Below are 22,225 nucleotides of genomic sequence, written 5' to 3' on the forward strand. Positions count from 1 at the left end.
CCATGGAAAGACCAGGGGACACTCGGGCGATACGGGTTTGGCTGCGGCAGAACGGGGTGGAGATCTCAGACCGCGGTCGCATCCCCTCCGATCTCATGGAGAAGTACGAACGGGCCCACGGCATAGAACCGATCCCCGACGATCTGGGCCGCGCGCTTCCGCTCCTGCCACACCATCGAGACGGTGCGCTGGTCGTCCGCACCGACTTCCGCGACGACGAAGCCTGGCGCGCGGTTGTCGCGACGGCGGGGGCACCGACCAGGGACGGGTTCCAGGCCTACGTTCTCACCTGCGAGGACCGCGCATTCGCCGGCCTCACGCCGGGGCGGCTCATGGCCCATCTGCCGACCAGACACCGGCATCGCGTCCTGTTCGTGGCTGATGCGATGACCATGGAGAACCCCGAGCACCCGCTCATCGCCCTCAGCGTCGACGAATACGAGTCGCCCGGCGACGTCCTGCGGGCTGTCCCGTCCGCCGTGCAGGCGATCAGCGACAACCTGGACATCGCCAACATGAGGTTCCACGACTTCGTGCTCCAGGCCGACCCCGACGGCGTGCTGCGTCTCTACTGATCCGCCGCGAGCACCTCGTAGACGAGCTCGCGCCCCGGCCGCGTCCACACCGCGTCCTCGCCGACGTCCCACCATCCCTGCTCGCGCAACGCGTAGCGCGACACCTTCTCGGTCGCGGTGGTGACCAGCGTTTCGGCGATCCGCACGAATCGCGGCGCCATCTTCGTCCCCAGATCCGCCTGGGCGGCCAGGAACTTCGCGAACGCGGCCGCGTCGAACGCGGAGCCCTGCCTCAGCACCAGGACGCACATCACCGCGTCGCCGGTGACCTCGTCCGGGACCGCGTACGCGGCCACCGCCTCGACCGGCTCCCAGCGGGCCAGGATCGCCTCCAGCAGGGCGACGGAGATGTTCTCGCCGTCCACGCGCATCCGGTCCGCTTTGCGGGCGGCGAAGTACAGCCAGCCGTCGGTGTCGGCGTAGAAGAGGTCGCCGCTGTGGTAGCGGCCGTCGGAGTAGCGTTCGGCGTCGGCGGCGGGGTTCTTCCAGTAGCCGGTGAAGGCGCCGGGGCCGGTGCGGACGAGTTCGCCGATGGCGTCGGCGCCGTTCAGCAGACGGCCGGCGGAGTCGAACGTGCCGGGTGGACAGGGGGCGCCGGTTTCGGGGTCGACGATGGAGAGGGTCTCGTCGGCGCGGCCGACCGCGGCGCCCCGGGCCAGGACCGACGCCGGGAAGCTGCGCGGCGCGACGATGTTGATCCCGCCTTCGGAGGCGCCGTAGCCCTCCGACAGGTGGCATCCGAAGCGGCGTTCGAAGCGGTCGCGGTCCACCGGGCCGGCCTCGGTGCCGAAGCCGGCGCGCAGGGTGTTGCGGGCGTCGTCGGGGTGTTCCGGCGTGGCCAGGATGTAGGAGATCGCGCGGCCGACGTAGGTGAAGTACGTGGCCTGATAGGCACGGACGTCCGGCAGGAAGCCGGAGGCCGAGAACCGGTCGCGCAGGGCCACCGCCGCACCGGCCACCAGCGCCGGGCCCCAGTTGGCGAGGATCGCGTTGCCGTGGAACATCGGCATCGGGATGTAGCAGACGTCTGACGCCGACAGGCCGAACCGGTCGGCCATCATCGTCCCGGCGGCGGCCAGGCGGCCCTGGCCACAGGTGACGGCCTTCGGCGCGCCGGTGGAGCCGGACGTGAAGTAGAGCAGCATCCGGGTGTCTTCGGTGACCGGTGCGACCGGGTCCACCTCTTCGGGCGCGACGCCCTCGAACGGCGCCAGGGCCTCGCGGTAGCCGGGTTCGTCCATGACCAGCAGCGGCGGGCCGTGACCGTCGGAGCCGGGCCCGAGCCCCGCCCCCGCGAGCAGCGGGAGGTACGACCGGGACGTCACCAGCAGCTCGCACTCGGCGTGCCGGATGTCCCGCGCCAGTTCCGCGCCCCGCCTGGTGGGGTTCACGCCGACCAGCGCCGCCCCGGCGAGCGCGGCGGCCTCGAGCCAGAACACGAACTCGTCGCCGTTGTCCGCCAGGATCCCGATATGCGGCTCGATGCCCGTCCGGTGCCGCCGCCGGAACAGCGCCGCCCTGCTCGCCGCGCGCGCCGCGATCTCCGCGTGCTGATACCGCACCCCCGCCGGGCCCAGCAGGCCGACGCCGGCGCGCCGGGTCTGGGCGCCGACCAGCTCCGCGACCGTCACCATGCGTGTATAGAAGGCCATCCCGCGTGAGGCCGCAAGAGGTTACTCTGAGTACGTGGACGTGAACGTATCGGCGACGGTCAAAGTCCGGGTGACCGTCGATGCCGACCGGTGGGCGGTCGCCCGCGGCGTGGAGTCGGTCCAGGCGAGCGCGTCCCTGGCGACCGCGCTCAGCGCCGCTCTGGAGCACTTCTCCGATCTCGTGCCGGAGCTGGACCTGGCCGGCGGTGAGGCGAAGGTGGAGAAGCTGACCTGGACGGCCTCGACGACGAACACCGTGTTCCCCTCCTGACCCGGACGCCCCGGCCGCCCCACCCGGATCCGGGAATCCGCCGCGACCTGCGGGCCACCGGACGTTCATGGTAGGGATAACCGGGGGTCGAAGTTCACGGGCCGCACCGTGGGACGGGCGGCCATGATCGGCAAGACTTTCTTCCATGAAGCGTTTCCTGTTGAGCCCGGTGTCCGCGCGGACCGGCGGCCAGTATCTCTACGCGCTCGTGTCCGCGCCGCTCGGGTTCGCGGGCTTCGTCTACGTCGTGGTCACGCTGGCCGTCGGCGGGGCGCTGAGCTTCACGTTCGTCGGGCTGCCGCTGATCGCCCTGGCGATCTACCTGGCCCGGCAGTACGCCGGGTTCCAGCGCGGGATGGCGCGCAAGCTGCTGGACCACGAGATCGAGACGCCGCCGCCGAACCAGCGGTGGGCGGCGGCGCACGGGGTGCTGGCCAAGCTCGGCGCGGCGCTGGGCGATCTGTCGGCCTGGCGGTCCCAGGCCTACCTGCTGGTGCGGATGCCGCTGGCCGTCGGGTACCTCTTCGTGCTGGGCTTCGGCGTCGTCGAGGGCCTGATCATGACCACCTATCCGATCTGGTGGGCGCTCGCCGATCCGGAGAACCGGGACAGCAAGGGCGTCCTGCACCATTCGGCCCTGCAGCTCGGCGACGGGTTCTACTTCGACTCCTGGCCGCGGGCCCTGCTGGTCACCGTGGGCGGCCTGGTCTGGCTGTACGCCGCGGTGTGGGTCATGAAGGCGCTGATCTGGTTCGACACGGTCCTGATGAGCGCGCTGCTGGGCCCGACCCGCGCCGAGCGCCGGGTCGAGGAGCTGACGACCAGCCGGGCGCACGCCGTCGACGACTCGGCGGCGGCCCTGCGGCGCATCGAGCGCGATCTGCACGACGGCGCGCAGGCCCAGCTGGTGGCGCTGGCCATGCAGCTCGGCGAGGCCAAGGAGAACCTGGACGCCACCGGCGAGCCCGGCCGGGAGCTGGACCTGACCGAGACCCGCATCCTGATCGACAACGCGCACCGCAACGCCAAGCAGGCCATCAACGAGCTGCGGGACCTGGCCCGCGGCATCCACCCGGCGGCCCTGGACAACGGCCTGGGTGACGCGCTCGGCACGCTGGCGGCCCGCTCGGCGATGCCGGTGACGGTGTCGGTGGCGCTGGGCGAACGGCCCTCCGGGGCGATCGAGACCATCGCGTACTTCTGCGCTGCGGAGCTGCTGACCAACGCGGCCAAGCACGCCGCGCCGACCCGGGCGGCGCTGTCGGTGGTGCAGGAGTCCGGGAAGCTGGTGCTGACAGTGGAGGACGACGGACGCGGCGGGGCGCGGGTCGGGTACGCCGGGGGACTGGCGGGGCTGTTCGACCGGGTGCGGACCGTGGACGGGTCGCTGGCGGTGGACAGCCCGGTCGGCGGGCCGACGCGGGTGGTGGTGACGCTGCCCATGCGGGTGTGATCCGGCACCCCGGCGACACCCTGACAGCGCCGGTTAGAGCGGGCGTGGCGGCCGAACCTTCCTGGTTCGGCCGCGGCCGGCCGTCCGCCTGGGCCAGAATGGAGCCCGTGCGCATCATGATCGCGGAAGATTCGGGCGTCCTGCGGGACGGACTCGTCCAGATCCTCACGAAGCGCGGGCACGAGGTGCCGGCCGCGGTTCCCGACGCGGAGGCGCTGCTGGAGGCCGTCGCCGCCGAGCCGCCGGACGCGGTGGTACTGGACATCCGGATGCCGCCCACCCACACCGACGAGGGGCTGCGCGCGGCGCTGAAGCTGCGCAAGAGCCACCCGAAGGTGGGGGTGCTGTTGTTCTCGCAGTACGTGGAGACGCGGTACGCCAGGGACCTGTTCTCCGGGAACGCGTCGGGCGTCGGCTACCTGCTGAAGGAGCGGGTCGCGGACGTCAGCGACTTCGTCCAGGCGCTGGTGACCATCGCCGGCGGCGGGACGGTGCTGGACCCGGAGGTCGTGGTGCAGCTGCTCGGGTCGCATCCCACGGACGCGCTCACCGCGCGGGAGCGGGAGGTGCTGGCGCTGATGGCCGAGGGGCGGTCGAACGCCGCGATCGGGAAGCAGCTGGTGCTGGCCGACAGCTCGGTGGAGAAGCACATCAGCAACATCTTCACGAAGCTGGGGCTGCCGCCGGCCGACGAGGACCATCGGCGCGTGCTGGCGGTGCTGAAGTACCTCGGGGTGAACTGAGCTTCAGTGCTTGGTGGCCGGCGATGGCGACGTCGTCGGCGCTGTCGGCGCTGTCGGCGCTGTCGGCGCTGTCGAGCTTGAAGGCGTCGTCGCCGCCGACGTCACCGAAGTCCACAGCTGGGAGTACCAGGCGTCCGGGCTCTCGTTCTGAGTTGACGTCGGGTTCTGGACACCCGTCGCGGCGTCACCGGAGCCGAGCAGGCGCAGTCCGGTCTCACCGGGCAGGACGTAGTGGAGCCGGCTGCGCGCCTGGATGCGGACGTAGTCCGGGTCCTGCCAGCGGTCCAGTTCCTGACGGAGCTGTGCGACCTGGAGGCGCTTCTCCGCGTTCTGCTTCTTCAGCTTGTCGATCTGTGAGCTTTGCGAGAAATACTGCTGGAGCGGGTACGCCAGGGCCAGGACCAGCGCGCAGAACACCAGAAGGAGGACCGCGGCGCGGGCCGTGTAGCGGGTGCGGCGCTTCACGGGAGGCCGCGGGCCGGAGCCCTTGCCGCCGCCGCCCTCCTCGCCCGAGCGCGACGGTCCCGACGCAGCGTCCTGCCGCTGCGTCGGGACCGCGCTCAAGCGCCGAGGTCCGGTGCCCTCGGCCTCCGATCTCATGAGTGACGACGATACCCCGTCGGGCCGGTCAGCCCTCGTACTGGAACCGCGGGAACGCCGAGCGGCCGGCGTAGCGCGCGGCGTCGTCCAGCTCCTCCTCGATGCGCAGCAGCTGGTTGTACTTGGCGACGCGGTCCGAGCGGGCCGGGGCGCCGGTCTTGATCTGGCCGCAGTCCACCGCGACGGCCAGGTCGGCGATCGTGGTGTCCTCGGTCTCGCCGGAGCGGTGCGACATCATGCAGCGGTAGCCGTTGCGGTGGGCGAGCTGCACGGCGTCGAACGTCTCGGTCAGGGTGCCGATCTGGTTCACCTTCACCAGCAGCGCGTTGGCCTGGCCGCCGGCGATGCCGCGGGCCAGGCGCTCCGGGTTGGTGACGAACAGGTCGTCGCCGACCAGCTGGACGCGGGCGCCGAGGCGGTCGGTGATCTCCTTCCAGCCGTCCCAGTCCTGCTCGTCCAGCGGGTCCTCGATGGAGACCAGCGGGTAGGCGTTGACCAGCTCGGCGTAGTAGTCGATCATCTCGGCGGCCGAGCGGGACTTGCCCTCGAACTCGTAGGCGCCGTCCTTGTGGAACTCGGTGGCGGCGACGTCGAGCGCGAGCGCGATGTCCCGGCCCGGGACGTAGCCGGCCTTGTCGATGGCGACCAGGATCAGGTCCAGCGCGTCCCGGTTGGACGGCAGGTCGGGGGCGAAGCCGCCCTCGTCGCCCAGGCCGGTGTTCAGGCCCTGCTCCTTGAGGACGGACTTCAGCGCGTGGTAGACCTCCGCGCCCCAGCGCAGCGCCTCGCGGAAGCTGCCGGCCCCGATCGGGGCGATCATGAACTCCTGGATGTCGACGTTGGAGTCGGCGTGCGCCCCGCCGTTCAGGATGTTCATCATCGGCACGGGGAGCGTGTGCGCGTTCGGCCCGCCGAGGTAGCGGAACAGCGGCAGCTCGGCCGAGTCCGCGGCGGCCTTGGCCACGGCCAGCGACACGCCGAGGATGGCGTTCGCTCCGAGCCGCGCCTTGTTCGGCGTGGCGTCCAGGTCGATCATCGCCTGGTCGATCAGCCGCTGGTCGGAGGCGTCCTCCCCGACGACCGCCGGGTAGATCTCGTCGAGCACACCCTGCACGGCGTTCTCCACGCCCTTGCCGCCGTAGCGCGCGGTGTCGCCGTCGCGGAGCTCGACGGCCTCGAAGGCGCCGGTGGAGGCGCCGGAGGGGACCGCCGCGCGGGCGAAGCTGCCGTCTTCGAGGAGGACCTCGACCTCGACGGTGGGGTTGCCGCGCGAGTCCAGGATCTCCCGGGCGTTGATGGCTTCGATGGACGCCACGTCGCATCTCTCCTTCAGGGGATTTTAGTGTCGGGATGAGGATATCTCGGCGCAGGGAAGAGATCTTGGAGTGTCTCAGCGCCCCGCGGGGCCACCCACCCCCCGAACGGTAGGGCCACCCCCATCGGAATCCCGGCAGGCTTCGCTCATCCTGGACCTATGATCACGACTATGGGGAGCAGGGCGGGCGCGGGCCGCACAGCGCGGAGCGGGGCGCCGGAGGTCGGGCCGGGAGTCCTGCTCCGAGGGCCGTTCACCGGGCGGGCGCTGCGGCAGCAGGGGTATCTGCTGGCGTCCTTCCTGCAGGCCTTTCCCCTGCTGTTGGCGATGATCATCACCGTGTCGGTCGGGTCGGCCCTGCTGCTGGTGGTGGCCGGCCTGCCGGTGCTGCTGCTGGCGATGGTGCTGCTGCGGGCGTTCAGTCAGCGGGCCCGGCGGCGGATCCTGGACCTGACGGGGGAGCAGGTCCCCACGCCCTACCGGACCGCACGGCCGAAGGGGAAGCTGGGTCCCCGGCTGCTCGCCTACGTCACCGATCCCGCCACGTGGCGGGATCTGGTGCACCTGCTGCTCGCCGCCGCGCTGGGACTGGCCTGGTTCGTCATCGTCGTCGTCACCTGGGCCATGGTGCTGGGCTCCGTCTCCGTGCCGTTCTGGTACCGCTACCTGCCGCATCACCGCATCCCGGTGACGCACATGAACGGCAGCGAGTTCTACGTCAGCACGTTGCCCGCGGTACTCGCCTACGCGGGGATCGGGTTCCTGTTCGCGTGGTTCGTGGGTCCGGTGCTCCTGGAGCTGGCGACGCGCGCGCAGACCGGGATCGGGCGCGGGCTCCTCGGGCTCACGCGACCGGAGCTGGACCGGCGGGAGGAGGACCTGCGCACCACGCGGCGCCAGGCCGTCAGCGCCGCCGAGGCGGAGCGGCGGCGGATCGAGCGGGACCTGCACGACGGCGCGCAGCAGCGGTTGGTCGCCCTGGCCATGGATCTCGGCATGGCCAAATCGAAGCTGAAGTCGGGGAACGAGGCCGACTCCGAGGCGGCCGCCCGGCTGGTCGCCGAGGCGCACGAGGGCGTGAAGCTGGCGCTGACCGAGCTGCGCGATCTGGCGCGGGGCATCCATCCCGCGGTGCTCACCGACCGGGGGCTGGACGCCGCGCTGTCGGCGCTGGCCGGACGGTCGCCGATCCCGGTGGAGGTGGACGGCGGCCTTCCCGGGCGTCCGTCGCCCGAGGTGGAGTCGGCCGCCTACTTCGTGGCGTCGGAGGCGCTGGCGAACATGGCCAAGCACTCGCAGGCTTCGCGGGCGTGGATCGACCTGGGGTACCGGGCCGGATCCCTGCGCATGATCGTGGGTGACAACGGCGTCGGCGGGGCCGAGGCGAACGCCGGCGGGGGGCTGGCCGGGCTCGGCGACCGGATCGCCCCGCTGGATGGCATCCTGTCGGTGAGCAGCCCGGTCGGTGGGCCGACCCAGATCATCATGGAGATTCCGTGCGAGATCCCATCCGTGTCCTGATCGCCGAAGACGCGGTCCTGCTGCGTGAGGGGCTGGCGCGGCTGCTGGCCGACTCCGGGTTCGACGTCGTGGCGAAGGTCGACGACGGCAAGGGGATGGTGGAGGCCGCCTCGGCGTACCGGCCGGACGTGATCGTCGCCGACGTGCGGATGCCCCCGACGTTCACGGACGAAGGCCTGCGGGCCGCGGTGGAGGTCCGGGCCGAGTACCCGGACATGGCCATCCTGGTCTTCAGCCAGGCGGTGGAGGCCGCGTACGCGCAGGAGCTCTTCTCCAGCAGCGCCAACGGTCTCGGCTATCTGCTCAAGGAGCGGGTCGCGGAGGTCGAGGAGTTCGTCGACGCGCTCAAGCGGGTGGCCGCCGGGGGGACCGCGCTGGACCCGGAGGTCGTGGCGCAGCTACTGGGGCGGCGCAAGAAGAACGACCCGCTGGAGACGCTGACGCCTCGCGAGCGGGAGGTCCTCTCGCTGATGGCGGAGGGGCGCTCCAACTCGGCGATCGCGGCGTCGCTGTTCGTCACCGAGAAGGCGGTGGAGAAACACACGTCGAGCATCTTCACCAAGCTCGACCTCACGCCGGCGGCGGAGGACCACCGCCGGGTGATGGCGGTCCTCCGCTACCTGAACGTGTAGGCGGCTGGCCGCGGTTCGCAGTCCTCAGTCCCCTACAGGGCCAACAGTTCCCTGAGGTACCGCACCGCCGGGGAGCCATGGCCCAGGACGGCGTCGTGCAGCTGCCGCTCCGTCCAGTCGGGGTGCGCCGCCCGCAGATCGCGCACCAGGTCCGAGACCTCGGTGTAGCCGACGTAGTACGTGGACAGCTGCGCACTGCTGAGCAGCGCGCGGCGCCACTTGCCGGCCGCCTCGCCCTCCTCCTGGAAGCCGCGGTCCATCATCAGGGCCATGGCCTCGTCCTCGGTCATGCCGTGGCCGTGGACGCGGCCGTCCAGGATGGTGTTGATGATCATGCGGAGCTGCATCTTCAGCTGCTGCAGGCGGACGCCGGCGGGGTCGCCGGCGCCGGGGTAGCCGTGGCGGGCCATCAACTCCTCGGCGTAGACCGCCCAGCCCTCCACGAAGGAGCCGGACCACAGGGCGGCGCGGATCGGCGTCGGCGACTCGAAGCGCTGGGAGTGCTGCAGCTGGAGCAGGTGGCCAGGCATCGCCTCGTGGACCATCAGATTGTGGACCATGTGCAGGTTGTACTCGCGGAAGAAGGAGTCGACGCGCTCCTGGGTCCAGTCCTCCGGGGTCGGGGAGATCGCCAGGATGGTCTGCACCCCGGCCTCGGCCGGCTCCAGCGGCCCCGGCGGGTCGCAGTACGCGACCGCCACCCCGCGGTGGACCTCCGGCATCGCGACGACCTCGTACGGGTCGTCGTACACGGTCATCAAGTCGTGGCCGCGGACGAAGGCGATCTGCTCGAGGACGGCCGAGCGCGCGTACTCCAGGACGGTGTCGTCGTCCGGGACGGCCTCGGCCAGGCGGTTCAGGACCCTGCGGACCAGCGCGGAGCGCTCGGCGGCGTCCTCGGGCACCGCGACACCCTCGTAGTCGGCCGCGGCCTGCGTGATCTCCTCGGTCACCCGCTCCAGATCAGCCTCGGCGCGGGCCAGGATCGCGGCGGCGTCGGCCTCGGCGTCCAGGTGCAGCGACAGCTTGCGGGCGAACAGCTCGGCGCCGATGCGCGGGTCGCGGAAATCCTCCTCCCCCGCGTCGCCGGCGGCCAGGCGCTCCTTGAGCCACGCGATGTGGTCGCGCAGCGCCTCCAGCGCGGCCGGACGGACCGCGTCGATGGCCGGGCGCACCTCCTCGGCCTCCTCCAGCGCCGCTTCGAGTTCGCCGCCGAGCAGGTCGACCGTGCCCTCGAACTGGCCGATGGCGAGCTCCAGGTGGATCCGCGACAGCTGTTTGCCCGCGAGCAATACGCGATTCGCCGTAAGCGCGGCGGGGACTTGCCGCAGACGCCCGGCGAAGGCGGTGAGGCGAGTGGCCACCGGAGCGTAGTCGCGGGCCAGCAGCGTGTAGAGGGCGACACCCGGGTTGGCCTCCGCGGGGTTCCACTCGTACTCGTGCAGGTCGTCGAGGAAGAACCGCATCATGCGCAGCCTGGTGGCCAGGATCGCGGCGTCCACGCGGTTCTGCACGGACAGCTGCGCGATGTCGACCTCGGCGAGCTCCGCCGCACGCTCGGCCAGCCACGCTGACTCCGCGGCCAGGCCTTCGGCGGAACGGTCGGAGAGCCGCGCGTCGTGCTCGTGGAGACCGAGGGTGCTGGCCCAGTCCGGGTAGTGGAACCAGAAGCCGTCCAGGATGGTGGCGGCGAGCCGCTCGAAGGCGATGTCAGGGGTATCGGCCATGGTTTCGACCATAGCCGAGGTGTTCATTAGTGGATTCGGCACAGGGCCTCCACTTAAGTCATCTGCACTCCCTATGCTGTCGGCTATGTCGGAGCAGCCACCTTGGGAGACCCATATACAGCCCGGGTGGGGGACACCACCCCAGCCCCCCCAACAACAGCCGCAGCCGCCGCAGCAAGCGCCGCAGCAAGGTGGGGGTCGGAACCAGGGTCCTTCCATGCCGTCGGCTGCGTCGGAGCAGCCGCCCTGGGAGACCCATATACAGCCCGGGTGGGGGCCCCAGGTCCCGCCCCAGCAGCAACCGCCGCAGCAGCCGCCTTATCCTCAGCAGCCGCCGCAGCAGCCGCCTTATCCTCAGCAGCCGCCGCAGCAGTACTCGCCGCAGATGCCGCCGCCCTCCAACAGCGGCGTGGCCCAGTACCCCGGATTCGGAGGCCAGCCGCCGGCGCCGCCGCAGTTCACTCCCCCGCAGATGCCGGGGCAGCAGATGCCCGCGGGACCGCCGCCGGCCAAGGGCAGCCGCCGCAACATCCTGTTCATCGTCCTGGGCACGGTAGCCATCGTGGGCGTCGCCGCGGCGATCTACTTCATGACGAACGGCAGCGACGACAAGAAGGACGACAAGGCGAAGAACTCCGGCACCACCGCGGCGACGACGTCGGCGGCCACTCCGGAGCAGACCGCGAGTTCGTTCCCGGACAACAGCTACACCAGCTCGGCGTCCAGTTCGGCGTCCAGCTCCGCCACGCCGGCCGCGCCGCCGTCCTCGGCCGCCGCGCCGGGCGGGGCGAACCTGGACAAGGACTCCACCGACAAGACGCCCTTCACCCAGGCCGGGATGGTGTCCACCACCTTCACCGACAGTAAGAAGGTCGTCTACACGCTGAAGGCCGCCGGGCCCAAGCCGTGCGACAAGGTCGGGGACGCGGTGGTGGAGCCGATCGTGAAGTCGGCCAAGTGCACCGAGTTCATGGCGGCGTCCTGGACCGACCCGGACAACCGGATCATCGTCAGCGCGATGATCATCCCCTACCCGGACGCGGCGACGGCGCAGAAGGTCTACCAGAAGCTGAGCGCGGCGCACACCGGCGACTACAACCAGTGGTGCCCGCCGGCCGGGCAGCCGGGCGCGGACGCGTGCACCAAGCTGGCCAAGGCCGGCAACGTCACGCGCGAGGGCAAGTTCGGCAACTTCCACCGCTACCTGCTGATCACCACCGCGGTCTACGCCGACCTGCGTAACGACGACAGCCAGAAGGACTGGCTGAACGCCGCCGCCGACGGGGCGTTCCAGAACACGCTGCCCGGTCAGTGAGACGAAGCGAGGCGGTCCCCGAAGGGGCCGCCTCGCTCGAACGGATCGGGGAAGCTCAGCTGGTGTGCTGCTGCTTCTGGGCCGCGTCGGCGACCGGGGCGGTCGTGGTGTTCTCCACGGCGGGGGTCACGGTCGCGGCCTCACGGGCCTGCTGGACGACCTCCTCGGTCTCCTTCTGGCCCTGCCGCATCTCGGACTTGAAGATGCGCAGCGACTGGCCGACGGAGCGCGCCATGTCAGGCATCCGCTTCGCGCCGAACAGCAGGAACAGGACGACGAGCAGCACGATCAGGTGCCACGGCTGGAGTTCGCCAAACATAGTGGATTCTCTTCTCCCGGTCAGGAACAAGTCATGAGGAGAAGTCGGCCGGTCCGCTTCGCCTACCACGCTCAGAGTAACCCGGCACCCCTACCCCCTGGCTAGCTCCTCCTCGGCCGTAATGATCCGGTTACGGTACCTTCGTGCGGCCGTCCGCAAAGCTTCCTCCGGATCCCATCCCGCGGCGGAGGCGGCGACGGCCAGCGACAGCAGGCGTTCGCCCAGTTCATCGGCGGTGTCCGGGAGATCCGGGACGGGGCCGGCCGGCACCGCGAGATCCGCTTTGCGCGCTTTGGCCGCGAGTTTCGCGGCGAGCGCCAGCGCCGGCTGTGTCATCGGCACGCCCTCGGTCACCGAGCCGCGCTTCTTCTCCTCGGCCTTGATGACTTCCCAGTTCGCGGCGACGTGCTCGGCGGTGGGCGCCTCGACGTCCCCGAACACGTGCGGGTGGCGGCGGATCAGCTTGGCGACGATGCCGTCCGCGACGTCGTCGATCGAGAACGGGTCCTCGTCGTGCTCCTCGGCGATGCGGGAGTGGAACATCACTTGGAGCAGGACGTCGCCGAGCTCCTCACGCAGCGCGTCGCGGCCGGGGCCGGGCGTCATGGGGTCGCCGTCCTCGATCGTCTCGACGGTCTCGTAGGCCTCTTCGAGGAGGTACTTCACGAGCGAGGCGTGGGTCTGCTCGGCGTCCCAGGGGCAGCCGCCCGGGGAGCGCAGCCGGTTCATGACGTCCACCAGGTCCAGCAGCCGGGCGCCGGGCAGGTCGTAGGAGCCGGGCAGGACCTCGATCTCGGGCAGGGCCGCCGGCCGGGCCCCCACCAGGCGGTTGCCGAGGGCCACGGCGAGTTCGCCGTCGTACTCCTCGTCCTCGGTGAGCCAGACGACGGTGCGCGCCGGCGTGACGGCCTCCAGCAGGCGCTCGGCGGCCATCGCCGGGCTGTGGTCCGGCAGCGCCACGACGGCTCCGGTGGCCTGCTCCACGTAGGGCAGCTGCGGGTGGCCGGAGTCGCCGGCGAAGACGACGTCGGCCGCTCGCAGCGCCTCCCACGCCGGCCACGACAACAGGCCGAGCGCGACGCGCGGGGAGGTGGCGAGGAACACGATGCGGCCGGCGGTTTCCGGGTCCGGGGCTTCCGTCATGAGGTAGATCGTAGGCGGGGGCGGGGATCGAAGCCGCTGAGGTCCGCGGTCAGCAGGTCGAAGGCGCGGTGCGCGGCGCGGCCGAGGGCGTCGGCGAGTTCCGGCGCCGGCATGCCGTTCAGCAGCATGCGGCGGGCCGTGAAGTACAGGACCCGGTAGGTGCCGCCGATCTGGGCCGCGATCACCCGGGCGGCCAGTTCCTCGTCGGGCCGGGCCTGGGCGACGAGCACTTCGGCGAGCGCCTCGATGCGCTGGTCCTGGATCTGCCGCTCGCGGGCGACCAGGGCCGGGCTGGCCTCGACCATGCGGGCGAAGGAGGCGCCGAGGTGGCCGAGGGTGGGGTCGCCGGCCGCCAGCGACGCGGCGAAGTAGCGGCGCGCGGCCGCGAGCACGGGTTCGCCCCGGGGCCGTTCGGCGACGGCGTCGGCCAGGCCGCGGACGATGTGCTCGGCACGGTCGAAGACCAGGTCCTCCTTGAGCGGGAAGTGGTTGGTGACCGTCATCTTGGCGACGCCGGCGGCCGCGGCCACGTCGGCGATGGTCACCTGCTCGAAACCGCGTTCGGCGAACAGCGCTGTGGCCACGGCTGAGATCTCCTCGCGGGTCTGCCGCTTCTTGCGCTCCCGGAGGCCGGTCGTGCTCTCGGTCGTCCTGGTCGTCTCCATGCATCAATCTTAGGCTTGACCTATCAAGTTGGTCCAACCTAAAGTTAGGTCCGACCTAAGCAGGACGTCTTCGGGGAGGATCCGCCATGACCACCACCACGGAAGTCACCGCCACCCACGCCACCGCCGGCGCAGCCACGGCCACCGCCACCGCCACCGCCACCGCCACCGCCGACACCGCACACCCGTTGAAGCAGACGCTGGCCCCGCTGGCCATCGACGTGGCGGTCCCGCTCGGCGGCTACTACCTGCTGCACGCCGGGTTCGGCGTCGCCACGGTCACGGCGCTGGCGGTCACGAGCGTGGTGCCGGCCGTCCGCACCGTCGTCGGCTTCCTGGCCAAGCGGGAGGCCAACGCCCTGGCGACCCTGATGCTGACGGTGAACCTGGCGGCGATCGGACTCACCTTCGTCTCGGGCGACGCCCGGTTGATGATCGCCAAGGACTCGGCGGTCAGCAGCCTGATCGCGCTCGGGATCCTGTGGTCCGTGCGGTCCGGCAAGCCGATGATGACCGCGGGGCTGAAGCCGTTCATCACCAAGGGGAAGGCGGAGCGGGTGGCCGCGTGGGAGGCCCTGAAGGACGACCCGGCGTTCCGGGCGAAGGAGAACCTTTACAGCCTGATCTGGGGCGCCGCGCTGCTCACCGAGTGCGTGGCCCGCTTGATCGGGGCGTTCACGCTGGCGCCGTCGACGATGGCCTGGCTGGGCACCGTCCTGCTGATGGCGGCGATCGGCGGGGCGTGCGTCCTGGGCGGCGCGGCGGTCGAGCCGCTGGAGAAGCTGATCGCCGCCGAGACCGCAGACCACTGATACGATATATCGCGTCTGACATCCCGGACTCCACGGAGGGCACACCATGCGCGGCAAGGGCGTCAACTACGACACCGGCTTCTTCCCCGGGGGCACCGACTCCCGCCCCGACTTCCTTCCCGAGACCGCGCGCAAGGAGCTGCGGATCATCGCGGACGACCTGCACTGCACCGCGGTCCGGATCTCCGGCGCGGTACCGGATCGGCTGGAGGCGGCGGCCCGGGCGGCGGCCGAGGCCGGCCTGGAGGTGTGGTTCGCGCCGTTCCCCTGCGAGATGACTCGCGGGGACCTGCTGGAGTACCTCGCCGACTGCGCCCGGCGCGCCGAGGCGATCCGCGCCGCCGGTACCGAGGTGGTGTTCGTGGCCGGTTGCGAGACCTCGCTGTTCTGCCCCGGCTACTTCGACGGCGACGACTCCTACGCCCGCATCAATACGCTCAGCACCGGCGGGCCCGCGCTGTGGAGCCAGTTCCCGGTCATCCTGGGAAGGCTGAACGCGTACCTGGCCGAGGCCGCCGCGGTGGTGCGCGAGCACTTCCACGGCAAGGTCACCTACGCCGCCGGGCCGTGGGAGTACATCGACTGGACGCCGTTCGACTTCGTCGCCGTGGACGCCTACCGCGACGCGGGCAACCGGGACTCGTACCGCGAGCACGTCAAGGAGTTCTTCAAGCACGGCAAGCCGGTCGTGGCCACCGAGTACGGGTGCACCACGTACGTCGGCGCGGGTGACCGCGGCGGGATGGGCTGGGCGATCCTCGACCACTCCGAGGAGCCGCCGGTCGTCGCCGGCGACTACCTGCGCGACGAGGACGAGCAGGCCCGATACTTCACGGAGCTCTTCGACGTGTTCGAGGAGACCGGGTTCGACAGCGCCTTCTGGTTCACGTTCGCGACGTATCAGGCCCGGCACGACGCCGGGGACCCGCGCAAGGACCTGGACCTGGCGGCGTACGGCACGGTCAAGATGACCGGGCCGGACGCGCCGGAGCTGAACTGGGAGCCGAAGAAGGTGTTCCGTGCGATCGCGGAACGGTACGCGGCCTCCTGAGAATCAGGCTGCTCACTGCGCCTGCTGCATCTGCGCCATCGCGTCGGCGAGCTGCTCCTTGGTGGGGCGGATCCACGAGGTCGCGGCGGCGACCACCTGGCCGGAGCCGCTGTCGTACGAGCCGTAGCGCGGCGAGACCTTGACGTCGATCTCCTTCGCCGCCTTGGTCAGCGTCTCGACCAGCGCCTGCCGGAGCTGCGGGCCGGTGCTCGGCACGGTCAGGTCCGACGGCACGTGGAGCTTGGCGGCCTGGCCGGCGATGACCGAGTCGTACAGCGCCTTGTAGTGGACGTAGGCCGGCACGCCGCTCGGGGCCACGATGTAAGAGTTCTGGGACAGGGCGTCGTACAGCGCCACCGCCTCGTTGTCGCTGCCGTGGAAGTTCGGGAACCTCGAAGGCAGCTCCTGGCGCGCCGCCGTCACCAAAGCGGCGCGCTTCTGGGCGTCGGCGTCCGGGCCGACGGTCAGGCCGAGGTCGTCGGCGGCCCGCTGCCACACCGCCTCGTCCACCAGATGGCTGACCTGGGACTTGGCCACAACGGAACGCGCGCTGGTGGTGAACACGGACTCCTGCGCCGCATGGTTGTCCACGAGCAGCGACACGAATCCCTCCACCTGGCTCTGCACCTGGCGGTCGGTGGTCCGCTGGCCCTCGACCACGGCCGCGGCCCCGGCCTGCATCGGACCGCCGCACGCGGTGGTGGCGAGCGCGACGGCCCCACCGAGGACGACGACGGCGGCGAGACGGACGGAGCGGGCCTGGATCACGGTGCTGAACCTTCCTGGCGGCAGATCAGATCGACTCAGATCGACACCGCATCGTAGCGTTCCGCCACAGCGTTTGTGGAGTGGATCACACCAAGATCATCCCCACCCCCGCCGACACGGCGCGCCAATCCGGGCTGCACCACGACCATGACCCCGCACAGACCGGCCGTCACAGCCCACAGCGACGCCACGCCCGACACGCCGATCAGCCAGGTGGCGGCGAGCGGGGCCAGCAAGGTGGCGACGCCCCAGCTGAGTCCGTAGACCGCGAGGTAGCGCGCGGAGGCCGCGGGCGGGGCCAGCTCGCTGACGAGCGCGAAGGACCGGCCCATCACGAGGAGATTGCCGACGCTGTACAGAGCGGTCGGCGCGCCGAGGGTGGGAAGCGTGTGCGCGAACGCGTAGCCGAGAAGCCCGGCGCCCATCAGCGTGTAGCCGAGGATGAAAGTGGCCGGGTGCGAGAGATCGCTCAACAGAGCGGTCCGCAGGAGCGGACGGACCAGGACGAGGGTCGCGGTGGAAACGGCCATGATCAGCCCCGCGTCGGAGGGCCTGAGGCCGACCTCGCCCAGGGAGATCGGCAAAGCGACCAGGACCAGCATCGAGATCAGGGCGAAGACGGTTCCGGACGCGGTGACGGCGAGGAGGGCCCGGTCGCGCCAGGGAGCCGAGGCCGGCACCGGCGGCCGCTCGGCCCCTCGCCGGCCGGGCGCGTCGGGCGCGTCGGGCGCGTCGGGCGCGTCGGGCGCGTCGGGCGCGTCGGGCGCCAAGGCGATCAGGACGATCATCGCGCACGCGATCCCGGTCGCGGCGTCGGCGACGAACAGCCAGCGCAGACTCCAGCGTCCGACGACGTCGGCGATCAGGCCGGCGCCGAGACTGCCGACGGCGATCGCGGTGGTGAGCAGCCCGAACGCGGAGGCGCGGTCGCGGGCCGGGACCGCGTCGGCGATGAGGGACTGGCTCGGCGGTTCGAAGAGCTCGAAGGCCAGGCCGAGCAGGATCGCGCAGAGCGTCGCGGTGAGGAGGTCCGGGGCGGCCGCGAGACCGAGCTGCGCCGCCGCGCAGCCGAGCAGGCCGGCCACGATCGTGCGCCGCCGGCCCCAGCCGTCGGCCAGGCGCCCGCCGAGGAGCCGGCTCGGGATCGTCGCCAGGCCGAACGCCGCCGAGACCACGCCCGCGAGCGTCAGGCCCGCCCCGAAGTCGTCGGCCAGCAGCACCGTCAGGAACGCCAGCGAGAACCCGCCGAGCTGGTTGACCGCGCGCGCCAGGATCAGCACCCGCACCGCGGTCGGCAGCCGTCCCGCCATCACACCCCCCTCGCGTGACCGATGAATCGACTATGGTTGGTCACATCACGGTAGGCGCGACGGAAGTGACCAGTCAAGTGCTGTTCGATAGTCACGTGGAGCTGCTGCTGGACGCGGCGGTGTCCTTCGTCAACGAGCTCACCGACGGTGAGCGGCGCGGCAGGCCGTACACGGCGCCGCACGGCACCGACCTGCCCGCCGGGGCGCGCCGTGCCGTGCCCGAGACCGCGCGGAGACTGCCCGAGTTCCTGCCGGACCAGGACGCGGAGCTCCTCGCCCACGCCGCCGGGGTGATGCGCGGCGTGTTCGAGGCGATGGAGGACGGCCGCGTCGACGACGCCGCCGAGGCCGTGAACCGGCTGCTGCGGGAGACCGGGGCCCGGCCGCAGCTCGACCGGGTGCCCGGCGAGCCGTGGGCGGTGCACTTCCACGGCTCCGACGACTCCTACGCGATCGGATGGACCGCCGGCTGCGCCACCGCGCTGGCCCTCGCGGTCGGCAGCGAACTGGCCGGGCGCCTCGGCGTGTGCCGGGCGCCGCACTGCGACCGCGTCTACGTCGACATGTCGAAGAACTCGGTCCGTCAGTTCTGCTCGGCACCCTGCCAGAGCCGGGTGAAGGCGGCGGCGTTCCGCGCCAGGCGGACCGCCGCCGCGAAGCCCTGAGCGGACCGCCGCCGCGAAGCCCTGATCCCCGGGACCTACATCTTGAGCACGGCGTCGATCAGGTCCCGCGCCCACCCCAGCAGCTCCTGGTCCCGCAACGGCTGTCCCCCGACCCGCGCGGTCATCGGCTTCGGCACCAGCATCGTCTCGGTCGCGGCCTTCACCAGGGTCTTCGGGTACAGCCGCAGGAGCCGCATCTCCTGCGACTCGCGCAGCCTCACCGGCCCGAACTTCACGAAGTTGCCCTGCACCGCGATCTCGGCCAGCCCGGCCGCGCGGGCGTCGATCCGGAACGCCGCCACCGCGAGCAGGTTCTCCACAGGCTGTGGAAAGCGCCCGTAGCGGTCCACGAACTCCTGCCGGACCTCGGCCAGCGCCTCGTGCGTCGCGGCGCCCGCGATCCGCTTGTACGCCTCCAGCCGCAGCCGCTCGCCGGGGATGTAGTCGTGCGGCAGGTGCGCGTCAACCGGCAGGTCCACGCGGATCTCCACCGGTTCCTCGACCTCGCGTCCCTCGGCCTGCGCGCGGTACTGCTCGACCGCCTCGCCGACCATGCGGATGTACAGGTCGAAGCCGACGCCCTCGATGTGGCCGGACTGCTCGCCGCCGAGCAGGTTGCCGGCGCCGCGGATCTCCAGGTCCTTCATCGCCACGTACATGCCGGCGCCCAGGTCGGTGTGCTGGGCGATGGTCGCGAGCCGCTCGTGCGCGGTCTCGGTCAGCGGCTTCTCCGGCGGGTACGTGAAGTACGCGTACGCCCGCTCGCGCCCCCGGCCGACGCGGCCGCGCAGCTGGTGCAGCTGCGACAGGCCGAAGTTGTCGGCGCGCTCGACGATCAGGGTGTTGGCGTTGGAGATGTCGATGCCGGACTCCACGATCGTGGTGCACACCAGCACGTCGAACTCCTTGTTCCAGAAGTCGACGATCAGCTTCTCCAGCACGTGCTCGTTCATCTGCCCGTGCGCGGTGGCGATCCGCGCCTCGGGCACCAGCGCGCGCAGCCGCGAGGCCGCGCGGTCGATCGACTCCACCCGGTTGTGGATGTAGAACGCCTGGCCTTCGCGCAGCAGCTCGCGGCGGATCGCGGCGGCGATCTGCTTCTCCTCGTACGGCCCGACGAACGTGAGCACCGGATGCCGCTCCTCCGGCGGCGTCTGGATCGTCGACATCTCGCGGATGCCGGTGACGGCCATCTCCAGCGTCCGCGGGATGGGGGTCGCGGACATGGTCAGCACGTCCACGTTGGCCCGGGTCTGCTTCAGCTGCTCCTTGTGCTCGACGCCGAAGCGCTGCTCCTCGTCGACGATCACCAGGCCCAGGCGCTTGAACTTCACCGAGTTGGCCAGCAGCCGGTGGGTGCCGATGACCACGTCGACCGAGCCTTCGGCAACGCCCCGCAGCACTTCCTCGGCCTCCTTGTCGGTCTGGAACCGGGACAGGCCCTTGAGGGTGATCGGGAACTGCGAGTAGCGCTCGGCGAAGGTGGAGAAGTGCTGCTGCACCAGCAGCGTGGTCGGCACCAGCACCGCCACCTGCTTGCCGTCCTGCACCGCCTTGAAGGCCGCGCGGACCGCGATCTCGGTCTTGCCGTAGCCGACGTCGCCGCAGATCAGCCGGTCCATCGGGACCGGCTTCTCCATGTCGCCCTTCACCTCGTCGATGCACGCCAGCTGGTCCGGCGTCTCCACGTACGGGAAGGCGTCCTCCAGCTCCCGCTGCCAGGGCGTGTCCGGCGCGAAGGCGTGCCCGGGCGCGGCCATCCGCGCGCTGTACAGCCGGACCAGGTCCCCGGCGATCTGCTTGACCGCCTTGCGGGCCCGCGACTTCGCCTTCTGCCAGTCCGCGCCGCCCAGACGGTGCAGCGAGGGCGCCTCGCCGCCGACGTACTTGGTCACCTGGTCCAGCTGGTCGGTGGGCACGAACAGCCGGTCGCCGGGCTGGCCGCGCTTGGCCGCGGCGTACTCGATGACCAGGTACTCGCGGGTGGCGCCGGCCACGGTGCGCTGCGCCATCTCCACGTAGCGGCCCACGCCGTGCTGCTCGTGCACGACCGGGTCGCCGGCCTTGAGCTGCAGCGGGTCGATGACGTTGCGGCGCCGCGAGGGCATGCGCGACATGTCCTTGGTGCCGACGCGCTGCCCGGAGATGTCCTGCTCGGTGAGGACCTCGAGCTTGAGCTCGGGGGCGGTGAAGCCGTGCTCGACGGTGGCGGTGGCGACGGTGGCCAGCGCCGGGTCCGGGGGGCCGGTGAGCTCCGGGACGTACCGGGCGCCGATGTCGGCGCCCCTGAGCACCTCCACCAGGCGCTCGGCCGAACCGTGCCCCTCGGTGACCAGCACCACCCGCCAGCCCTCTGAGATACGGGCCCTGATGTCGGCCAGCGCCCGGCCGGTGTCGCCGCCGTACTGTTCGGTGTCCCGGATCGGGCTGACCTCGGTCTGGTCCTCCCCGGGCAGCAGCTCCAGGTCCGGCGCGAACGGCGTCAGCGACCACCAGGGCAGGTTCAGCGTGATGGCGTGCTCCCGGACCGCGGCCAGGTCCTGCAGCGAGGCCGCGCCGAGGTCGATCGGCGTCCGGCCGCCGCCGGCCGTGGCGGCCCAGGAGGCGTCCAGGAACTCGGCGGAGGTGGCGACCAGGTCGGCGGCCCGGGTCCGGATCCGCTCGGGGTCGCACAGCACCACCGGCGAGCCGGCCGGCAGCAGGTCGATCAGCAGCTCCATCTCGTCGACCAGCGCCGGGGCCAGCGACTCCATGCCCTCCACGCCGACGCCCTCGGACACCTTGCCGAGGATGTCGGCCAGCTCCGGGTGGTCCTCCATCAGCGCCGCGGCCCGCTTGCGGACCTCGTCGGTGAGCAGCAGCTCGCGGCACGGCGGGGCCCACAGGCCGTGCTCGGCCACCTCCAGCGAGCGCTGGTCGGCGACCTTGAAGTACCGGATCTCCTCGATCGAGTCGCCCCAGAACTCCAGCCGCAGCGGGTGTTCCTCGGTGGGCGGGAAGACGTCGACGATGCCGCCGCGCACGGCGAACTCGCCCCGTTTCTCCACCAGGTCGGTGCGGGTGTAGGCGGCCGCCGCGAGCCGGTTCACCAGATCGTCCAGGTCGATCTCGTCACCGGTCCGGGCCGCCACCGGCACCAGCTCGGCCAGCCCCTTCACCTGCGGCTGGAGCACCGAGCGGATCGGCGCCACCACCACCTGGACCGGGCCGGCGCCCTCGGTGGCGGCGTCCGGGTGCACCAGGCGGCGCAGCACCGCCAGCCGGCGGCCGACGGTGTCGCTGCGCGGCGAGAGGCGCTCGTGCGGCAGCGTCTCCCAGGCCGGGAAGTCCACGACCGTGTCCGGATCCAGCAGGCTCCGCAGCGCCGCGGCCAGGTCCTCGGCCTCACGGCCGGTCGCGGTGACGGCCAGCACCGGCCGGCCGGCCGCGGCCCGGGCCCGGGCCAGCGCGGCCAGCGCGAACGGCCGCACCGAGCGGGGCGCGGCCAGATCGAAGGAGGTGCGGCCGGCGGTCGCGCCGGCTTCCAGCAGCGCGGCGACCCCCCGGTCCCGGGATACGACGTCAAGAAGTCCGGACAGGCTCACAGAAGCCACCCTTCGCGCACGACGAACAGCCCGGGCCGAGAACCGGCACCGGGATGTCTCCAGGGTACGCCCCGGCGCTCGCCGGCATTTCGGGATTTTCCGGG

At 71.5% G+C, this 22,225-nt stretch carries 20 protein-coding genes; 10 read left to right on the forward strand and 10 right to left on the reverse strand.

From position 1 onward, the window contains the following. The first annotated feature begins 2 nt into the window (after positions 1–2). Complete coding sequence (locus ABD466_RS01430) at positions 3–575, forward strand: DUF6924 domain-containing protein (protein WP_344655029.1); 573 nt, start codon at positions 3–5, stop codon at positions 573–575. Here the strand turns inward: ABD466_RS01430 and ABD466_RS01435 are convergent. Then, positions 569–2,209: an AMP-binding protein gene (locus tag ABD466_RS01435; RefSeq protein ID WP_344655030.1), complete on the reverse strand. Its 1,641-nt coding sequence runs from the start codon at positions 2,207–2,209 to the stop codon at positions 569–571. The two genes, ABD466_RS01430 and ABD466_RS01435, sit on opposite strands and share 7 nt — an antisense overlap. Before the next feature lie 52 nt (positions 2,210–2,261). Here ABD466_RS01435 and ABD466_RS01440 point away from each other — a divergent pair, with 52 nt between their 5' ends. The 3 genes from ABD466_RS01440 (at position 2,262) to ABD466_RS01450 (ending at position 4,694) form a co-directional block, all read left to right on the forward strand. Then, positions 2,262–2,498: a hypothetical protein gene (locus ABD466_RS01440; RefSeq protein ID WP_344655031.1), complete on the forward strand. Its 237-nt coding sequence runs from the start codon at positions 2,262–2,264 to the stop codon at positions 2,496–2,498. Between the two features lie 145 nt (positions 2,499–2,643). Then, on the forward strand, positions 2,644–3,951 hold the full coding sequence (locus ABD466_RS01445) for a sensor histidine kinase (RefSeq protein ID WP_344655032.1): 1,308 nt from the start codon (positions 2,644–2,646) through the stop codon (positions 3,949–3,951). 98 nt (positions 3,952–4,049) lie between these two features. After that, positions 4,050–4,694: a response regulator transcription factor gene (locus ABD466_RS01450; protein ID WP_344655033.1), complete on the forward strand. Its 645-nt coding sequence runs from the start codon at positions 4,050–4,052 to the stop codon at positions 4,692–4,694. A 3-nt stretch (positions 4,695–4,697) separates the two neighbouring features. Here the strand turns inward: ABD466_RS01450 and ABD466_RS01455 are convergent, their stop codons facing one another. Together ABD466_RS01455 and eno are read right to left on the reverse strand one after the other, a co-directional pair. Then, complete coding sequence (locus tag ABD466_RS01455) at positions 4,698–5,294, reverse strand: FtsB family cell division protein (protein ID WP_344655034.1); 597 nt, start codon at positions 5,292–5,294, stop codon at positions 4,698–4,700. A 28-nt stretch (positions 5,295–5,322) separates the two neighbouring features. Beyond that, entirely contained in the window at positions 5,323–6,609 is a 1,287-nt protein-coding gene (eno, locus tag ABD466_RS01460; RefSeq protein ID WP_344655035.1) for a phosphopyruvate hydratase, read from the reverse strand. A 171-nt stretch (positions 6,610–6,780) separates the two neighbouring features. Here eno and ABD466_RS01465 point away from each other — a divergent pair, with 171 nt between their 5' ends. Both ABD466_RS01465 and ABD466_RS01470 read left to right on the forward strand, forming a co-directional pair. Then, a complete protein-coding gene (locus tag ABD466_RS01465; RefSeq protein ID WP_344655036.1) occupies positions 6,781–8,130 on the forward strand; it encodes a sensor histidine kinase in 1,350 nt (449 codons plus the stop codon). Continuing rightward, positions 8,118–8,762 carry a response regulator gene (locus ABD466_RS01470; RefSeq protein ID WP_344655164.1) on the forward strand — a complete coding sequence of 215 codons (645 nt, stop codon included), beginning with the start codon at positions 8,118–8,120 and terminating at the stop codon, positions 8,760–8,762. The genes ABD466_RS01465 and ABD466_RS01470 overlap by 13 nt, the downstream gene beginning before the upstream one ends. 32 nt (positions 8,763–8,794) lie before the next feature. Here the strand turns inward: ABD466_RS01470 and ABD466_RS01475 are convergent, their stop codons facing one another. Then, the gene (locus ABD466_RS01475) at positions 8,795–10,489 is read right to left on the reverse strand and encodes a DUF885 domain-containing protein (RefSeq protein ID WP_344655037.1); all 1,695 of its coding nucleotides are present in this window, start codon (positions 10,487–10,489) and stop codon (positions 8,795–8,797) included. A gap of 385 nt (positions 10,490–10,874) precedes the next feature. Here ABD466_RS01475 and ABD466_RS01480 point away from each other — a divergent pair, with 385 nt between their 5' ends. Next, positions 10,875–11,804 carry a hypothetical protein gene (locus ABD466_RS01480; RefSeq protein WP_344655038.1) on the forward strand — a complete coding sequence of 310 codons (930 nt, stop codon included), beginning with the start codon at positions 10,875–10,877 and terminating at the stop codon, positions 11,802–11,804. Between the two features lie 55 nt (positions 11,805–11,859). Here ABD466_RS01480 and tatA read toward each other — a convergent pair whose 3' ends face one another. From tatA to ABD466_RS01495, 3 genes are all read right to left on the reverse strand, one after another. Beyond that, a complete protein-coding gene (gene tatA / locus ABD466_RS01485; RefSeq protein WP_344655039.1) occupies positions 11,860–12,123 on the reverse strand; it encodes a Sec-independent protein translocase subunit TatA in 264 nt (87 codons plus the stop codon). A 90-nt stretch (positions 12,124–12,213) separates the two neighbouring features. Further along, on the reverse strand, positions 12,214–13,266 hold the full coding sequence (locus ABD466_RS01490; protein WP_344655040.1) for a nucleoside triphosphate pyrophosphohydrolase: 1,053 nt from the start codon (positions 13,264–13,266) through the stop codon (positions 12,214–12,216). After that, positions 13,263–13,931 carry a TetR/AcrR family transcriptional regulator gene (locus tag ABD466_RS01495; RefSeq protein WP_344655041.1) on the reverse strand — a complete coding sequence of 223 codons (669 nt, stop codon included), beginning with the start codon at positions 13,929–13,931 and terminating at the stop codon, positions 13,263–13,265. Before ABD466_RS01495 ends, ABD466_RS01490 begins: the two co-directional genes overlap by 4 nt. 86 nt (positions 13,932–14,017) lie before the next feature. On the opposite strand from ABD466_RS01495, the gene ABD466_RS01500 reads away from it, so the two are divergent. Together ABD466_RS01500 and ABD466_RS01505 are read left to right on the forward strand one after the other, a co-directional pair. Then, positions 14,018–14,743, forward strand: a complete 726-nt coding sequence (locus ABD466_RS01500) for a VC0807 family protein (protein ID WP_344655042.1) — start codon at positions 14,018–14,020, stop codon at positions 14,741–14,743. Between the two features lie 46 nt (positions 14,744–14,789). After that, positions 14,790–15,794 (forward strand): glycoside hydrolase family 113 protein, encoded by a 1,005-nt coding sequence (locus ABD466_RS01505; protein WP_344655043.1) that lies wholly within the window; start codon positions 14,790–14,792, stop codon positions 15,792–15,794. Positions 15,795–15,806: 12 nt separating this feature from the next. Here ABD466_RS01505 and ABD466_RS01510 read toward each other — a convergent pair whose 3' ends face one another. Together ABD466_RS01510 and ABD466_RS01515 are read right to left on the reverse strand one after the other, a co-directional pair. Further along, complete coding sequence (locus ABD466_RS01510; protein WP_344655044.1) at positions 15,807–16,562, reverse strand: hypothetical protein; 756 nt, start codon at positions 16,560–16,562, stop codon at positions 15,807–15,809. A 35-nt stretch (positions 16,563–16,597) separates the two neighbouring features. Then, on the reverse strand, positions 16,598–17,872 hold the full coding sequence (locus tag ABD466_RS01515) for an MFS transporter (RefSeq protein WP_344655045.1): 1,275 nt from the start codon (positions 17,870–17,872) through the stop codon (positions 16,598–16,600). Positions 17,873–17,937: 65 nt separating this feature from the next. On the opposite strand from ABD466_RS01515, the gene ABD466_RS01520 reads away from it, so the two are divergent. Next, positions 17,938–18,537: a CGNR zinc finger domain-containing protein gene (locus tag ABD466_RS01520; RefSeq protein WP_344655046.1), complete on the forward strand. Its 600-nt coding sequence runs from the start codon at positions 17,938–17,940 to the stop codon at positions 18,535–18,537. 35 nt (positions 18,538–18,572) lie between these two features. Here ABD466_RS01520 and mfd read toward each other — a convergent pair whose 3' ends face one another. Then, on the reverse strand, positions 18,573–22,067 hold the full coding sequence (gene mfd, locus ABD466_RS01525; RefSeq protein WP_344655165.1) for a transcription-repair coupling factor: 3,495 nt from the start codon (positions 22,065–22,067) through the stop codon (positions 18,573–18,575). Positions 22,068–22,225: the final 158 nt, after the last annotated feature.

The organism is Catenulispora subtropica (genome assembly GCF_039531675.1).
Classification (GTDB): Bacteria; Actinomycetota; Actinomycetes; order Streptomycetales; family Catenulisporaceae; genus Catenulispora; species Catenulispora subtropica.

Coding starts and splice junctions, on each gene's coding strand:
- ABD466_RS01430 (WP_344655029.1), top strand. CDS start 3: ATGGAAAGACCAGGGGACACTCGGGCGATACGGGTTTGGCTGCGGCAG.
- ABD466_RS01435 (WP_344655030.1), bottom strand. CDS start 2,209: ATGGTGACGGTCGCGGAGCTGGTCGGCGCCCAGACCCGGCGCGCCGGC.
- ABD466_RS01445 (WP_344655032.1), top strand. CDS start 2,644: ATGAAGCGTTTCCTGTTGAGCCCGGTGTCCGCGCGGACCGGCGGCCAG.
- ABD466_RS01450 (WP_344655033.1), top strand. CDS start 4,050: ATGGAGCCCGTGCGCATCATGATCGCGGAAGATTCGGGCGTCCTGCGG.
- ABD466_RS01455 (WP_344655034.1), bottom strand. CDS start 5,294: ATGAGATCGGAGGCCGAGGGCACCGGACCTCGGCGCTTGAGCGCGGTC.
- ABD466_RS01465 (WP_344655036.1), top strand. CDS start 6,781: ATGGGGAGCAGGGCGGGCGCGGGCCGCACAGCGCGGAGCGGGGCGCCG.
- ABD466_RS01475 (WP_344655037.1), bottom strand. CDS start 10,489: ATGGCCGATACCCCTGACATCGCCTTCGAGCGGCTCGCCGCCACCATC.
- ABD466_RS01480 (WP_344655038.1), top strand. CDS start 10,875: ATGCCGCCGCCCTCCAACAGCGGCGTGGCCCAGTACCCCGGATTCGGA.
- tatA (WP_344655039.1), bottom strand. CDS start 12,123: ATGTTTGGCGAACTCCAGCCGTGGCACCTGATCGTGCTGCTCGTCGTC.
- ABD466_RS01490 (WP_344655040.1), bottom strand. CDS start 13,266: ATGACGGAAGCCCCGGACCCGGAAACCGCCGGCCGCATCGTGTTCCTC.
- ABD466_RS01495 (WP_344655041.1), bottom strand. CDS start 13,931: ATGGAGACGACCAGGACGACCGAGAGCACGACCGGCCTCCGGGAGCGC.
- ABD466_RS01500 (WP_344655042.1), top strand. CDS start 14,018: ATGACCACCACCACGGAAGTCACCGCCACCCACGCCACCGCCGGCGCA.
- ABD466_RS01505 (WP_344655043.1), top strand. CDS start 14,790: ATGCGCGGCAAGGGCGTCAACTACGACACCGGCTTCTTCCCCGGGGGC.
- ABD466_RS01515 (WP_344655045.1), bottom strand. CDS start 17,872: ATGGCGGGACGGCTGCCGACCGCGGTGCGGGTGCTGATCCTGGCGCGC.